Source organism: Streptomyces ruber, assembly GCF_014648075.1.
Taxonomy (GTDB): Bacteria; Actinomycetota; Actinomycetes; order Streptomycetales; family Streptomycetaceae; genus Streptomyces; species Streptomyces ruber.
On record NZ_BMQK01000004.1, the window covers coordinates 550,476 to 563,645 of the forward strand.

12 protein-coding genes are annotated in these 13,170 nt (G+C 71.8%); 5 read left to right on the forward strand and 7 right to left on the reverse strand.

Features of this window, described 5'->3' with window-relative positions:
• Positions 1-142: 142 nt before the first annotated feature.
• Positions 143-805, reverse strand: a complete 663-nt coding sequence (locus IEZ04_RS13765) for an XRE family transcriptional regulator (protein WP_308429801.1) — start codon at positions 803-805, stop codon at positions 143-145.
• A gap of 387 nt (positions 806-1,192) precedes the next feature.
• Between IEZ04_RS13765 and IEZ04_RS13770 the strand changes: the two genes are divergently transcribed.
• Entirely contained in the window at positions 1,193-1,360 is a 168-nt protein-coding gene (locus tag IEZ04_RS13770) for a hypothetical protein (protein ID WP_189217076.1), read from the forward strand.
• Positions 1,357-1,557 carry a hypothetical protein gene (locus IEZ04_RS13775; protein ID WP_189217077.1) on the forward strand — a complete coding sequence of 67 codons (201 nt, stop codon included), beginning with the start codon at positions 1,357-1,359 and terminating at the stop codon, positions 1,555-1,557. The genes IEZ04_RS13770 and IEZ04_RS13775 overlap by 4 nt, the downstream gene beginning before the upstream one ends.
• Before the next feature lie 258 nt (positions 1,558-1,815).
• Here IEZ04_RS13775 and IEZ04_RS13780 read toward each other — a convergent pair whose 3' ends face one another.
• The gene (locus IEZ04_RS13780) at positions 1,816-2,727 is read right to left on the reverse strand and encodes a glycoside hydrolase family 16 protein (protein ID WP_189217078.1); all 912 of its coding nucleotides are present in this window, start codon (positions 2,725-2,727) and stop codon (positions 1,816-1,818) included.
• Positions 2,728-3,044: 317 nt separating this feature from the next.
• On the opposite strand from IEZ04_RS13780, the gene IEZ04_RS13785 reads away from it, so the two are divergent.
• Positions 3,045-3,278, forward strand: coding sequence for a hypothetical protein (locus tag IEZ04_RS13785; protein WP_189217079.1), 234 nt, complete (start codon positions 3,045-3,047; stop codon positions 3,276-3,278).
• Positions 3,279-3,447: 169 nt separating this feature from the next.
• On the opposite strand, the gene IEZ04_RS13790 is transcribed toward IEZ04_RS13785, so the two are convergent.
• From IEZ04_RS13790 to IEZ04_RS13800, 3 genes are all read right to left on the reverse strand, one after another.
• The gene (locus tag IEZ04_RS13790) at positions 3,448-3,660 is read right to left on the reverse strand and encodes a hypothetical protein (RefSeq protein ID WP_189217080.1); all 213 of its coding nucleotides are present in this window, start codon (positions 3,658-3,660) and stop codon (positions 3,448-3,450) included.
• Positions 3,661-3,745: 85 nt separating this feature from the next.
• Positions 3,746-4,864 (reverse strand): MalY/PatB family protein, encoded by a 1,119-nt coding sequence (locus tag IEZ04_RS13795; RefSeq protein ID WP_229821035.1) that lies wholly within the window; start codon positions 4,862-4,864, stop codon positions 3,746-3,748.
• Between the two features lie 193 nt (positions 4,865-5,057).
• A complete protein-coding gene (locus tag IEZ04_RS13800) occupies positions 5,058-6,521 on the reverse strand; it encodes an MFS transporter (protein WP_189217082.1) in 1,464 nt (487 codons plus the stop codon).
• 80 nt (positions 6,522-6,601) lie between these two features.
• On the opposite strand from IEZ04_RS13800, the gene dusB reads away from it, so the two are divergent.
• Positions 6,602-7,744: a tRNA dihydrouridine synthase DusB gene (dusB, locus tag IEZ04_RS13805; RefSeq protein ID WP_189217083.1), complete on the forward strand. Its 1,143-nt coding sequence runs from the start codon at positions 6,602-6,604 to the stop codon at positions 7,742-7,744.
• Between the two features lie 393 nt (positions 7,745-8,137).
• Here dusB and IEZ04_RS13810 read toward each other — a convergent pair whose 3' ends face one another.
• A complete protein-coding gene (locus IEZ04_RS13810; protein WP_189217084.1) occupies positions 8,138-10,078 on the reverse strand; it encodes an amylo-alpha-1,6-glucosidase in 1,941 nt (646 codons plus the stop codon).
• Complete coding sequence (locus IEZ04_RS13815; RefSeq protein ID WP_229821023.1) at positions 10,075-11,589, reverse strand: MGH1-like glycoside hydrolase domain-containing protein; 1,515 nt, start codon at positions 11,587-11,589, stop codon at positions 10,075-10,077. Before IEZ04_RS13815 ends, IEZ04_RS13810 begins: the two co-directional genes overlap by 4 nt.
• A 119-nt stretch (positions 11,590-11,708) precedes the next feature.
• Between IEZ04_RS13815 and IEZ04_RS13820 the strand changes: the two genes are divergently transcribed.
• The gene (locus IEZ04_RS13820) at positions 11,709-12,929 is read left to right on the forward strand and encodes an ROK family protein (RefSeq protein WP_189217085.1); all 1,221 of its coding nucleotides are present in this window, start codon (positions 11,709-11,711) and stop codon (positions 12,927-12,929) included.
• The last annotated feature ends 241 nt before the right edge of the window (positions 12,930-13,170 follow it).

Below are 13,170 nucleotides of genomic sequence, written 5' to 3' on the forward strand. Positions count from 1 at the left end.
CCCGCCGTCCATCGAAGCCGTTCGGCCTTCGGTGCCGTTGACGTCGAGCATCGCCTTGCTCGGGTGTTTGACCGCGAGGCGGTCTGCTGTGGCCGCGGTCCCGGACGCGAAACGATGGGATGGGCGTATCTCTTCTGTTTTCCTAGGCCGCAGAAGTCATTGGAGCGCTCCTCGACCACAATTCCTCAGCATGGTCGGCGAAACGAGCGAACATGCCACAATCGCCGAACTTCCGCAGGTGCAGCAGCGGCGAGTCATGCCCGACCAGGCGCGCCAGGTGGGGCGTCACCAGCGCCTCGTCGTCGAAGCGAAAGACTGACAGCGATACGTGGTTGGTCGCGTCGCTCGCTGCGGAGAAACGCGCCTCCAGGTTCTCGTGTGCACCGAGTCTGCCCAGGTGCTCAAGCGTGACCCGGATGCGCGTGGACACGGTGAGTGCCACATCTTCGACCTGCTCGCGGTTGCGTGTCACCTCACCGTCGGGATCGCCCAGCAGGAAACGCACACGGCACCCGCTGTCAAGCTTCTCGCGGAGCGTCGAGACGAATGCCGGCTGGTCGATCCAGAGAAAGTAATTCGTGTATCCGGCGAACAGTACGTCTGTCCTGGCGTTTCCGATGAGTCCGGCCCAGAGCGTCGATGGGCAGGAGGATCGGTAGGGGTAGGAGCGGATGATCTCGCGGTCACCACCGGTTTTGATCCGGTCCTTCGCTGCCTTCGGCCACAGCATCTCGTCGTCAACTCCCAACGCCTTGCAGACGTCTTCCCGATTTCTGGCGTGCGGGATCAGTTCGGCGTCCGCCACCCACCGTTCCACGGTTTTACCGGAGACGCCCACCCGTGCCGCTAGCTGCCTGGGTGACAGGTTGGCCGACCTCATAGCCGATCTCAGTGCGCTGTTCAAGACTTCCCCCGGGGACGTTTGGGCGTTCTCTCACGCTACCGAAGAGAAGTTCCAGGTGTCGCCGCTTCTGCGTCGAAACCTCCTATAGGGGGCGTCACCATGGCGAGACGCGAGTGCCCCCGCACCGTGCGACCGGCCGGGGGCTGGCCACCGCTTCGAAGGAACGATGACGTGACGAACCTTATCCGAACGGTTCTCGAATGGGGCGCAGCGGTTCTGCTCGGCCGACGAACGCCCGGAAAGCGCGCTCATGCGGCGCTTCACCCGTACATTCCGTGTGGAGCGCCATTGGCCGGAGCGTGCGGCCTGCGCCCCGGCCCCACGGCGCAGCCGTCCGAGCCGTACGACTCGCCGGGCGCCCTGGTCCGGCCCTACGTCGCCCGACTGGACGCCGAACTGCGGACCGCCCGCGCAGGCGCCCACGTCGATCCGTGGGGAGCCGCCCGGTGGGGATGACCATCGCGGTGTACCGGATCGATCCGGTGACCGGCACGCGCACTCAGGTCCGTGAGAAGCACACCGTGAAGCCGGCTGAGGTGCCCGACGCGACCTCGGTGCTCCCGCCGTGTTCCTGCTCCCGTTGTGTCGGCAGCGGTATCACGCTGCGTACGAAGCTCGCAGAGGTCAACGCGCGCAGCCGGGGCGCCTTGTGACCGGATCGGCCGGCCGGGCGGACACGTCGACCATGTCAGCCGAGTGCGCGGTCGCCCGGCGACCCGGGTACGACGGCTTGCACCGTGACTGCCGCCGCACCGTCGACATTCCCCTGCCGAACGCCATCGGCATCGTGCTCGTACCGCGCTGCACCTGCCCGTGCCACCCGTACGACCGGGCGGAAGCCTGGAAAGCCTGAGCCGAGTGTCACTCCCGCCTCGTGGAGGGCCGCGGGCGCCGCCCTCCACGAGGACCGGTCAGCGGGGCAGGGTGGTGGAGTCGACGAAGGCCGAGACGTTGGACTGCGGCTGGGCGTGGGCCGGGCCGTCCAGCGGGTCCCAGGCGTCGGTGTGCCATACGTTCTGCAGGAAGAGGGACGGCTTCTTGGGGATGCGGTCGGAAGGGCCGCGGTAGTCCCAGAGCACGTTCTTCTCCCCGTTGGCACCCTCGGTCCAGAACGTCACGGAATTGGGCTGCCAGTCGAACATGAACGTATGGAACTGCTTCGAGGAATTGAAGTTCGGGACCGGCGTCACCGATGCCGGAGTGTTCTCGTTCGGCAGCAGCGGTTCGCACTCGCCGCCGAGTTGCGTGGTGAAGCAGTTGTAGAGGACCTTACCGGTGGGCATGTCGATGGCCCGTGAAATTTTTCTGGTCCGGCCGGTGGCGTCGTCGTAGTCGGTGTAGATGGTCAGCCACAGCACGTTGGGCTGCGCGCACAGCACCTCGATGTCGATCTCGTCGTTGTCGGGCAGTCCGTTGCCGTTGGCGTCGGAGTGGTCGGTGGAGTACGTGAACGTACCGGTGACCACGCCCACGCGGCCCTGGCCGGAACAGTCGGCCGTTTTGATACGGGTACCGAACGTTCCGTACTGGTATGTCGTGTTGCTCGCTATCTCGACACCGCCGCCCGGTCCCGCCGCGGGGCGTCCGTTGAGCCGCAGTTCCATCGCCCTGCCGTCGTTCGCGCCGTCGACCGAGGTGACGGCGGCCGTTCCGCCCGCTGCGTTGGAGATGTGGAAGTAGGGCGACGTCCCGGCCCACTCCTCGGTCGTCGGGGCCGCCAGTGCCGGCGAGACGCACAGCGCCGTGGCCGACACCCCCGCCGTCAGCCCGATGATCCCGCGACGCCAGGAGATTCCGGACCAATTCCCGCCTTTTGTGCTCATCAAGCCTCCCGTCAAGGAAAAACGGTACGCAATGACACACCAGGCCATCGCGTGCCCTGGGTCGACAACGCTACTGTCCGAACGGTGTCCGATGCACCTGTCCCGGAACGAAATGACTCAGAGGTGAGGCGGACATTTCGTGACCGAGTGGTCGGTGAAGAATTTGGGAAGGGAGCGTGATCGCATCCTTAATGTCCCGTTGGATGAAGATAGCGAGGGTGGCGGGACATGATCCCGGGCAATACTGTTCTCGCGTGCCCCGGTCCATCCACTCGGGCTGCACGAAGAGTTGATTGCAAATGAATTGGAGATGTGGCATGCGCATGATCAAGCGCGGCAAGGCGCTCGCGGCCGCTGCTGTGGTCGCGGCCGGATTCGCCCTTCCGCTGGCTACGGCCGGTACGGCTTCCGCGGACACCAACCTGCTGCCTCACTACACCAGCTCCTACCTCGAGTGCCAGACGCTGGGCAACAAACTGGCTCAGTCGGGCGAGCTGTCCGGCTTCAACTGCGTACAGCAGGGCCAGTGGGTCGTCATGTACCCCTGGTAGATCCGCGCTTGCACCGTGAGGACCGCTCAGGTCTCGCAGTAGCAACCTTGAAGGGGTTCCCGAACGGTGCGGTTCGGGAACCCCGTTGTGCGTTCAGGGCGCCAGGTGGCGGAAGACGGCCGGCGACCGGGACGCGGGCGGCGGAGAGCGGAGCCGGGCCGGCCGCGCCTCATGCCGCCGTCGGGTCCACCGTCGCCTGGTGCGCCCGGGCGAGGTGCTCCTCCGCCTTCGGCCACGGGAGGAAGCGCGCGCCCGCGTGCCAGCCGCACGTGTCGCATGTCAGCGTGCGCCGCACGCCCGTGCGCCCCACCCGGACGGTGTGCCTGCGCCCGTGCTGGTCCCAGCGGCTCACCTCGCCGGTGTTCGTGTTCCTCCTCGGCACGACGTCCCCCGACCTCCCGACGACCTGGCGGTCCGACGACCCTAATCGCGCGGGAGGCCGGTTGTCGGGGCGGGTGACCGGTCGCTCAGTGCGCGGTGTCGGCGACCGCCGCCGTCATCCGCAGGACCGCCTCGGTGATCAGGTCGGGAGACGTCGCCAGGTTCAGCCGGACGAAGCCCGCGCCGCCCGAGCCGAAGTGGCGCCCCGAGCTCAGGGCGACCCGGCCGCGCCGGAGGAAGACGTCCGCCGGGTCGTCGCCGATGCCCAGTTCCCGGCAGTCCAGCCACGCCAGGTAGGTGCCCGGTGCGGGGGCGTAGCGGACGGCGGGCAGGTACTCGGCGAGGAGGCGGGCCAGCAGCCGGCGGTTGTCGTCCAGGCCGGACAGTACGGCGTCCAGCCAGTCACCGCCGTCGCGCAGGGCCGCCGTGTGGGCGATGACGCCCAGGTGGCTGGGGCCGTGGCTCACCTCCTCCGGGAGGCGGGCGAGATCGTCGGCCGCGGCGGGGCCGGCGATCGCGAGGGCCGCCTTCAGTCCGGCCAGGTTCCAGCCCTTGGACGCGGACATCAGGGACAGCCCGTTCTCCCCGCCGGGCACGCTCAGGTACGGCACGAAGGTGGTGTCGCCCGACACCAGCGGGGCGTGGATCTCGTCCGCCACGACGCGCAGCCCGTACGCCCGCGCCAGCCGCGCGGCCCGGGTCAGCTCCTCGGCGGTGTGCACGGTGCCGGTCGGGTTGTGCGGGCTGCACAGCAGGTACGCCGGTCTGCCGGTGTTCCGGCTCGCGCCCCGGGCGGCCCGCCCGAACGCGCCCTCCAGCGAGATGAAGTCGATCCGCCCGTCCGGGCCCAGCGGAGCCTCGAGCACGGGGCGTCCCATGTGGCGGACGAACTGGTAGAAGGGCGGGTACACGGGCGAGTTGACGACGACCGGATCACCCGGCCCGGAGACCAGCTTGAGCATCTCGACGACGCCCAGCATCACGTCGGGCACGATCGCCGTGCGCCGTACGGCCAGGCCGTCCCAGTCCCACCGCTTGCGGGCGAACTCGGCCAGGGCCTCGGCGTACTCCGTTCCGGCCGGGTAGCCGGTGTCGCCGAGCGCGATCGCGTCGGTGACCGCCCGTGCGACCGGTTCGGCCAGGGGTACGTCCATCTCGGCGACCCACAGAGGCAGGACGTCTTCCGGGTAGGTCCGCCACTTCATGCTCGTACGCTGCCGCAGCCGGCCGAGGGAGAGTCGCTGCAGGGGATTCGCGTCGTCGGTGTCGGTGGATGAGGTCAAGCCTTCAGATGCCTCAGTCATATGCCACAGCGTGACGCAGGTCCCTTGTGGCACGCCAGATGCATCGGTACCGCTTTTCCTACTTACGACGGACTACTGCGAACCGGACGGGTGCTCACCTTCGGCCGCCCGCCGCCTCCCTGATTTCCGCGTGCCGCAGCCGCTCCGCCGTGCGCTCGGCCGTCCGGTGCGCCCAGGGGCCGGTCGTGAGCGCGCCCACGGCCAGGACGGCGAGGCCGCAGGCGGTGAGGATCCACCAGCCGGGGCGGGCGGCGGACACGAAGGAGTCCGCGTACGTCTCGCGCGTCCCGAAGAAGGACGTGGGGATGCCGGCCGCCAGCACGGCGCCGATCACCGCGACGCCCAGCGTCTGGCCGAGCTGGCGGCTGGTGGAGGCGACCGCGGCGGCGACCCCGGCCCGGTCGCGGGGCATGCCGGAGACGGCGGTGTTGGTAATGGGGGAGTTCACGAAGCCGAAGCCGATGCCGAAGAGGACGAAGCCGATGACGAGGGTGACGTTCCGCGTCTCGGCCTCGAAGAGCGCGAAGAGCAGCCCGCTCACGGTCATCGCGCACCCGGCGATCAGCAGTGGCAGCCGCGGCCCCCGGCTGCCCACCAGCCGGCCCGACAGGGGTGCGCAGACGAAGGTGAGGCCCGCCATCGGGAGCATCCACAGTCCCGCTTCCAGGGCGCTCAGGCCGCGCACGTTCTGCAGGTAGAGCGTGGAGAGGAAGAGGAAGCCGCCGAGCGCCGCGAACGCGCACACCGCGATCACCGTCGCCCCGCTGAACGGCGCCGAGCGGAAGAAGCGCAGGTCGATGAGGGGTTCGGCACGGCGCGGCTCGTGGCTGAGGAGGCCGAGGAGGGCGGCGAGGGCGAGTCCGGCGAAGGGCAGGACGGTGCCGGGCCCCGCGTGCGGCGCCTCGATGATCGCGTACGTCAGGGAGCCGAACAGAACGATCACCAGGACCTGGCCCGGGGGATCGGAGCGGCGGGCCTTCGGCGCGCGCGACTCGGGGACGAAGCGGAAGGTGAGCAGGAGCGCGGCGAGCCCCACCGGCAGATTGATCCAGAAGATCGAGCGCCAGCCGACCGACTCCACGAGCAGCCCGCCGACCAGCGGCCCCGCCGCCATGGATATACCGACGACCGCGCCCCAGACACCGATTGCACGGGCGCGTTCGCGCGGGTCCGTGAAGGTGTTGGTGATGATCGACATGGCGACCGGGTTCAGCATCGAGCCGCCGACCGCCTGCACCATGCGGAAGGCGATCAGCCAGTTCAGGTCGGGGGCGAGCGAACAGAGCACCGAGCCGGCGGTGAAGACGACGAGGCCCGCCATGAAGACGCGCTTGCGGCCGATCCGGTCGGCGGTCGAGCCCGCGAGCATCAGCAGTGAGGCGAGGACGAGCGTGTACGCGTCGATCGTCCACTGCAGGCCCGAGACGCTCGCGTCCAGGTCGCGTTGCAGGGACGGCAGGGCGACGTTGAGGACGGTGTTGTCGAGGCTCACGATCAGCAGGCTCATGCAGCAGATCGCGAGCACCAGCAGACGCCGGCGGTGGCTGAGCTCGGGCATGAGGTCCATCGTAGAACAATTTAAGTAGTGCGCCTAACTAATGACTGGTACAGCTGGTCTGCGTGCGCGACAATGGGGGAATGTCCACGTCCTTCTCCCCCCTCAGCATCGGCCCGCACACCGTCCGGCCGCCCGTCGTGCTCGCACCCATGGCCGGCATCACGAACGCGCCGTTCCGCACGCTGTGCCGCGAGTTCAGCGGGGGCAAAGGCCTGTTCGTGAGCGAGATGATCACGACCCGGGCGCTGGTCGAGCGCAACGAGAAGACCATGCAGCTGATCAAGTTCGACGCGAGCGAGAAGCCGCGCTCGATCCAGCTGTACGGCGTGGACCCGGCGACCGTCGGCAAGGCCGTCCGCATGATCGCGGAGGAGGGCCTCGCCGACCACATCGACCTGAACTTCGGCTGCCCGGTCCCCAAGGTGACGCGGAAGGGCGGCGGCTCGGCCCTCCCGTACAAGCGGAACCTGCTCCGCGCGATCCTGCGCGAGGCCGTGACCGGGGCCGGTGACCTGCCCGTCACCATGAAGATGCGCAAGGGCATCGACGACGACCACATCACCTACCTCGACGCCGGCCGGATCGCCGTCGAGGAGGGCGTGACCGCGATCGCGCTGCACGGCCGCACGGCCGCCCAGCACTACGGCGGCACCGCCGACTGGGACGCCATCGCCCGGCTGAAGGAACACGTGCCGGAGATTCCCGTCCTCGGCAACGGCGACATCTGGTCGGCCGGGGACGCGCTGCGCATGGTCCGCGAGACCGGCTGCGACGGCGTGGTCGTGGGCCGCGGCTGCCTCGGCCGGCCGTGGCTGTTCGCGGACCTGGTCGCCGCGTTCGAGGGCCGTACGGAGGACATCGCGCGCCCGGCGCTGCGCGAGGTGGCCGACGTCATGGTGCGCCACGCCACGCTCCTCGGCGAGTGGCTCGGCGACGAGGCGCGCGGCGTCATCGACTTCCGCAAGCACGTGGCCTGGTACCTCAAGGGCTTCGCGGTCGGCTCCGAGATGCGCAAGCGCCTCGCGATCACCTCCTCCCTGGAGGAGCTGCGCGCCGGCCTCGACGAACTGGACCTCGACCAGCCCTGGCCGGCCGGCGCCGACGGCCCCCGCGGCCGCACCTCCGGCAACAACCGCGTCGTCCTCCCCGACGGCTGGCTCAAGGACCCGTACGACTGCGCGGGCGTCGGCGAGGACGCGGAACTGGACACGTCCGGCGGCTGAGCGCCCGGGAACAGGGGAGTCCCGCGCTCCCGCTCCCTCACGCACCCTTCACGGCGGTGAACGGCGTCGGCGGCGGCGCCGCCGAACGAGAGGCGCATGCCCGGGGGAGGGAACCGGGCCGGCTCGGGGTGGCCGGGCGCGGTTCGCGCCCGGGTCAGGCACCCCGTACGGCGGTGAGCAGCGCCGACGGCGGCGCGGCCGGGCGAGCAGCGCATCGCAGGGGGCGCAGGGGGACCGGACCGGCCCCGGGCGAGCGCGGCCCGTGTCCGGGTCAGGCGCCCCCGACCGCCGTCAGCAGCGCCGACGGCGGCGCGGCCGGGCGAGCAGCGCATCGCAGGGGGCGCAGGGGGGACCGGACCGGCGCCGGGCGGCCGAGCGCGGCCCGTGTCCGGGTCAGGCGCCCCCGACCGCCGTCAGCAGCGCCAGTGGCGCCGCCGCCGAGCGGGACTCGCGTACGCAGGCGTGCGGGTACGGGACCGGCTCCGCGTGGCCGGCGCGGTCGTAGCCGGCGAGCACCTCCGGCAGGCGGTGGCCCGTCGCCGTCGCCGCGTCCACCAGGCCGTGCGCGACCGCGCGGGCCTCGTCGTGCAGTCCGTAGCGGGCCAGGCCCAGGGTGATGAGCGCGTTGTCGTGGGGCCAGACCGAACCGCGGTGGTACGACAGCGGGTGGTACGCCGCCTGCCCGGCGGCCAGCGTGCGCACGCCCCAGCCGGAGAAGAAGTCGGGCTCCAGCAGCCGGCGGCCGACCAGTTCCCCGTACTCCTTGTCCAGCAGGCCCGACCACAGCAGGTGGCCCGCGTCGGAGGCGAGCGCGTTGACGTGGCGGCCGTCGCCGTCCAGGGCCAGCGCGGGGAAGGAGAGCTCGGCCATCCAGAAGTCCCGCTGGAAACGGTCGCGCAGGTCCGCCGCCGCCTGTTCGAGCAGCGCCGCGTACACCTCGTCGTCCCACACCGTGCGGGCGAGCTGGGCGGTGCGGCGCAGCGCGTCGTACGCGTAGCCCTGCGCGCCCGCCGCCATCACCGGGCCGGTGGGACGGTCGCCGTCCGCCGAGCAGATGGCGCCCGGGGAGTCCTTCCAGTTCTGGTTGGCGAGGCCGCCCCGGTCCGCGCGGTACACCAGGTACCCGCGTGAGGTGAGCCCGCCGTGGTCCAGCATCCAGCCGATCGCCGCCCGCGCGTGCGATTCCAGGCGGCGGGCCAGTGCCGCGTCGCCGGTGTGCTCCACGTACGCGCCGAGGAGCACCAGGAAGAGCGGGGTCGCGTCCACCGAGCCGTAGTAGCGCCCGTACGGCACCTGCCCGAAGTGGGCCAGCTCCCCGTGCCGCACCTCGTGCACGATCTTCCCCGGCTGCGCCACCTCGCCCGCCCCGGTCCCGGTCGCCTGGGTGGCGGCCAGCGCGGGCAGCGTGGCGGCGGCGAGGTCCGGGCGGTAGGGAAGCGCGAAGAGGGAGGTCAGCAGCGCGTCGCGGCCGAGCAGGGTGAGGAACCAGGGCGCCCCGGCCGCCGGGACGCGCAGGGCCTCGCCGTCCGGGCCGGTCGCGGGCACCTGGAGCGCGGCGAGGTCGGACAGCCCGCGCGCACAGGCCGCCGCGAGCTCCGGCCACCCCGTCGGGAAGGGCACGCCCTCCGCGAACTCCGCCTCCAGCGCCCGCAGCCGCTCGCGCGCCGCGGACGGGGACGGCGGCACGTCCGCCGCACCGTCCGTGCCGTGCGGCCGGGCGGCGACCCGCAGCGCCACCTCGGCGGACCCGTGCGGCTCCAGCCGCAGGGTCCAGACCAGGCGCCGGGCGCCCGTGCCCGTCTCCTCCACACCGTCCGGCGCGGGTTCGGCCGTGACGGTGGTGGAGGAGCGCCAGTCCGCGCGCTGGTAGCCGAACTCGACCCCCTCGTCGAGCACCTTCCGGGACCGTACGGCACCGGTCTTGGTGTACGTACGGTGGTCCGAGCGCAGCTCGAACTGGTCCGTGAAGTCGGCGTCCGCGGTCACCGCGATCCGCACCGTCGTGGGCACCGAACGGTTGCTCGTCACCCGCACCGCCTCCACCAGCGCGCCCTCGGCGACGGCCTGTTCACGGAAGAGCGTGTACGCGGGCGGCTCCTGACGGCCGCCGCGCGGTACGAGCACACAGCGCGCGGTGTCGCCGTCGCCCACCGGGGTGAGCGCCTCCGGGACGGCACCGTCCACGGTGAGCTGCCAGCGGCTGAGGTGCCGGGCGTCCCGTACGAACAGCCCGTCCGGCGCGGAGCCGCCGCCGCGCACCCCGCTGATGTCCCCGCCGTCCCCCACGGCCAGGAACGTATCGCCGCGCACGAGCAGATGCTGCCGGTCCGTCATCCCCGTTCCTCTTCCTTCTCGCTGCTGTCGCCGTACGTGTCGGGTCCGAGGGGCACGCTGTCCTGCGGTGCCTCGTGGAGCAGGTCGAGCGTGAGCGCGGCGGTCCAGCCGAAGCCGGTCGTCCCGCAGGCCGCGCCGGTGTACGGGTCCACGTACTCCGCGAACCCGGACGCGCCGGCCGTGCGCAGGAAGTCCTCCCGCAGCGCGTCGGCCCGCGCGCGCTCGCCGTGCAGCCGCAGCCCGCGCTCCAGCAGCCAGGCCGTGTTGAACCAGGCCGGGCCGCGCCAGTACCGGTGCCGGTCGAAGGCCTCGCCGGTGAGGTCGTAGCTGGGGACGAGCCGGGCCGCGCCGCCGAGGCCGAAGTGCGGCCCGCACGCCGTGCGGACGAGGGCGCGGGCGACGGTGCGCGGCAGGGTGGGCAGCAGCAGCGGGATCAGACCGGAGACGCTCCGCTCGGGGACGAGGGCGCCGGACGGCCTTGCTCCGGGCGCGGCCCCGTACACGTCCCGGCAGAGGAACATTCCCTCCGCCGGGTCCCACAGCCGGTCCACCAGAGCCGTCGTGAGCCGCTCCGCGCGCGCGTGGCGGGCCGTGCCCGTCGCGCCGAGCTCCTTGGCGATCCGGGCCAGCGCGTGCTCGGAGGCGATCAGCAGGGCGTTGAAGGCGGGGTCCTCCACCGCGAAGCCGACCGGCCGGGCGCCCGGACGGTCGCTGTACCCCCGCTCCCGGTAATCCGCCGCCAGCCGCACGTACCGCCCGTAGTCCAGGTCCGTCGGCCGGTCCTCGGGCGCGCCGTGCGCCAGGTCGGCGCGGCGGAAGGAGCGGGCCGGGGCCGGGACCACCCGGGACAGCGGGGCGTCCCAGCAGGGGGAGTTGTCCATGCCCTGCTCCCACGGGTGCACCACGGAGGCCAGGCCGCCCCCGCCCAGGTCGCGGCGGTGCAGCAGGTAGCGGTGCCAGGCGGCCAGCCGCGGATACACCCGGGGCAGGAAGCCGCGGGCCCGGGACAGACCGGGATCGGCCCGGTGCACCAGCCACGCGGCGAGCGCGTGCACCGGTGGCTGCACGATGCCCGAGGTCTGTACGGTGCGCGGGGCGCCCGCGGTGCGCCCCGCGGCCGAGGAGCGCCAGAAGTCCGGGCTCGGGAAGTAGGCGTCGAGGGGCACGGAGGGGTTGAAGACGATGTGCGGGATCCGGCCGTCGCCCCACTGGGCGGCGAGCAGCGTCTCCAGTTCCGTCTGGGCCCGTAACGGCGACAGACGGCGCAGCCCGATCGCGATGAACGCCGAGTCCCAGGACCACTGGTGCGGGTACAGGCCGCGGGACGGCACCGTGGAGGTCCCCGTCCAGTTGGCGTCCAGCACCGCCGCCGCTCTGGCGCCCAGCGGTCCGGAGGGTCCTGACGGGTCGTACGGCGGGGCGCATGACGGGTCGTATACGGCCAGGTCCGGCGTCGGAGCAGGACCCGTGGGGGCCGTACGGCGTGCGGTCAGCTGGGTGGTGCGGTCCACGCGGGGCTCCCCGAGGGGTTCGATCCGGCCGGTTCGGCGGTGGCTACCATAGGGTTACGTCTAGTTAACACGCAAAACCCAATATGTAATGCAGAGTTGAGGAACGCAAGGGGGTGTATATGAGCGGACAGGTCGCCAAGGCGGGCGGACGAGCCGGTTCCGGGGATCTGCTCGCCCTGGTGCGCAGCGGACGGGCCACCACGCGCGGAGCGCTCCAGCAGGCCACGGGGCTGTCCCGGGCCACGGTCGGCCAGCGCCTGGACCGGCTCTTCCGGGCCGGCTGGCTGCGCGAGGGCGCCGGCGGGCCGGTGGACTCCCCGCTCGGCGGACGTCCCTCGATCACCCTCGAGTTCGACGACGAGCACGCCGTCGTCCTCGCCGCCGACCTGGACACCCGGCACGCCCGCGCCGCGGTCCTCTCGCTCTCCGGTGAGGTCCAGGCCGAGCACTCGGGCGCGCTGGACGTGGAGGACGGGCCCGGGGCCGTCCTGGACCGGCTCGGCCGCTGGTTCGGGGCGCTGCTGGAGAAGGCGGGGCGGCGGGCGGACGAGGTCTGCGGCATCGGGCTGGCCGTGCCCGGCCCCGTGGACACGGACACCGGGCGCGTCGTCCAGCCGCCGATCATGCCCGGCTGGGACGGTCACGACCTGTGCGGCGGTCTGGCCCGCGCCTTCGCCGAGCACGCGGGCGGGCGGGCGGACACGGTCGTCCTCGTCGACAACGACGCCAACCTCATGGCGTACGGCGAACAGCGCGCCGGCTACCCGGACTGCTCGGCCTTCGCCCTGGTCAAGGTGTCGACCGGCATCGGCGCGGGAGTCGTCGTCGACGGCACGATCTACCGGGGGATCGACGGGGGCGCCGGGGACATAGGCCACATCCGCGTTCCCGACGGCGCCGACGCGCTGTGCAGGTGCGGTTCCCACGGCTGTCTGGCCGCCGTGGCGAGCGGCGGCGCCGTGGCGCGGCGGCTGGCCGCGGCGGGCGTGCCCGCGGCCTCGGGCTCGGACGTGCGCGATCTGCTGACGGCCGGTCACCCGGAGACGGCGGCGCTCGCGCGGGAGGCGGGGCGCCGGGTCGGCGAGGTCCTCGCGACGGTGGTGACCCTGCTCAATCCGGGCGTTCTGATGATCGCCGGAGATCTGGCCGGAACGCCGTTCCTCACGGGGGTGCGGGAGCTGCTGTACCAGCGGGCGCTGCCCCGCTCCACCGCGCACCTCGACGTGGTGACCTCGCGGCTGGGGGAGCGGGCCGGGCTGATCGGGGCGGGAGCGCTGGTCGTGGAGCACCTGTACGCACCGCGGCGGGCCGAGGAGCGGCTGGCGGCGCTGGGCTTCTGACGTGACGGGAGGGTTTCGGCCCGCGTCACGGTCCGCATGGTGGGACGCGCCTCCGCCGGACGGCGTGATTCTCGCCACGCCTGTTAGGGCTTACGCTCAGATGAGCGGATCTCGGGGGAGTGTGGAGCTTCAAAGTGTGGCACTGGGTGCCACACTTTGATCGTTCACCGAATGAACTCAATCGTGTTAAATGCCGCTCACATGAGCAGTGCGGAGGATCTACGAGAGTAGATTCATTCGA

Excerpts from the sequence above, each read along its gene's own strand:
- IEZ04_RS13810 (WP_189217084.1), bottom strand. The coding sequence starts at position 10,078 with ATGACGGACCGGCAGCATCTGCTCGTGCGCGGCGATACGTTCCTGGCC.
- IEZ04_RS13780 (WP_189217078.1), bottom strand. The coding sequence starts at position 2,727 with ATGAGCACAAAAGGCGGGAATTGGTCCGGAATCTCCTGGCGTCGCGGG.
- dusB (WP_189217083.1), top strand. The coding sequence starts at position 6,602 with ATGTCCACGTCCTTCTCCCCCCTCAGCATCGGCCCGCACACCGTCCGG.
- IEZ04_RS13800 (WP_189217082.1), bottom strand. The coding sequence starts at position 6,521 with ATGCCCGAGCTCAGCCACCGCCGGCGTCTGCTGGTGCTCGCGATCTGC.
- IEZ04_RS13785 (WP_189217079.1), top strand. The coding sequence starts at position 3,045 with ATGCGCATGATCAAGCGCGGCAAGGCGCTCGCGGCCGCTGCTGTGGTC.
- IEZ04_RS13820 (WP_189217085.1), top strand. The coding sequence starts at position 11,709 with ATGAGCGGACAGGTCGCCAAGGCGGGCGGACGAGCCGGTTCCGGGGAT.
- IEZ04_RS13795 (WP_229821035.1), bottom strand. The coding sequence starts at position 4,864 with ATGAAGTGGCGGACCTACCCGGAAGACGTCCTGCCTCTGTGGGTCGCC.
- IEZ04_RS13775 (WP_189217077.1), top strand. The coding sequence starts at position 1,357 with ATGACCATCGCGGTGTACCGGATCGATCCGGTGACCGGCACGCGCACT.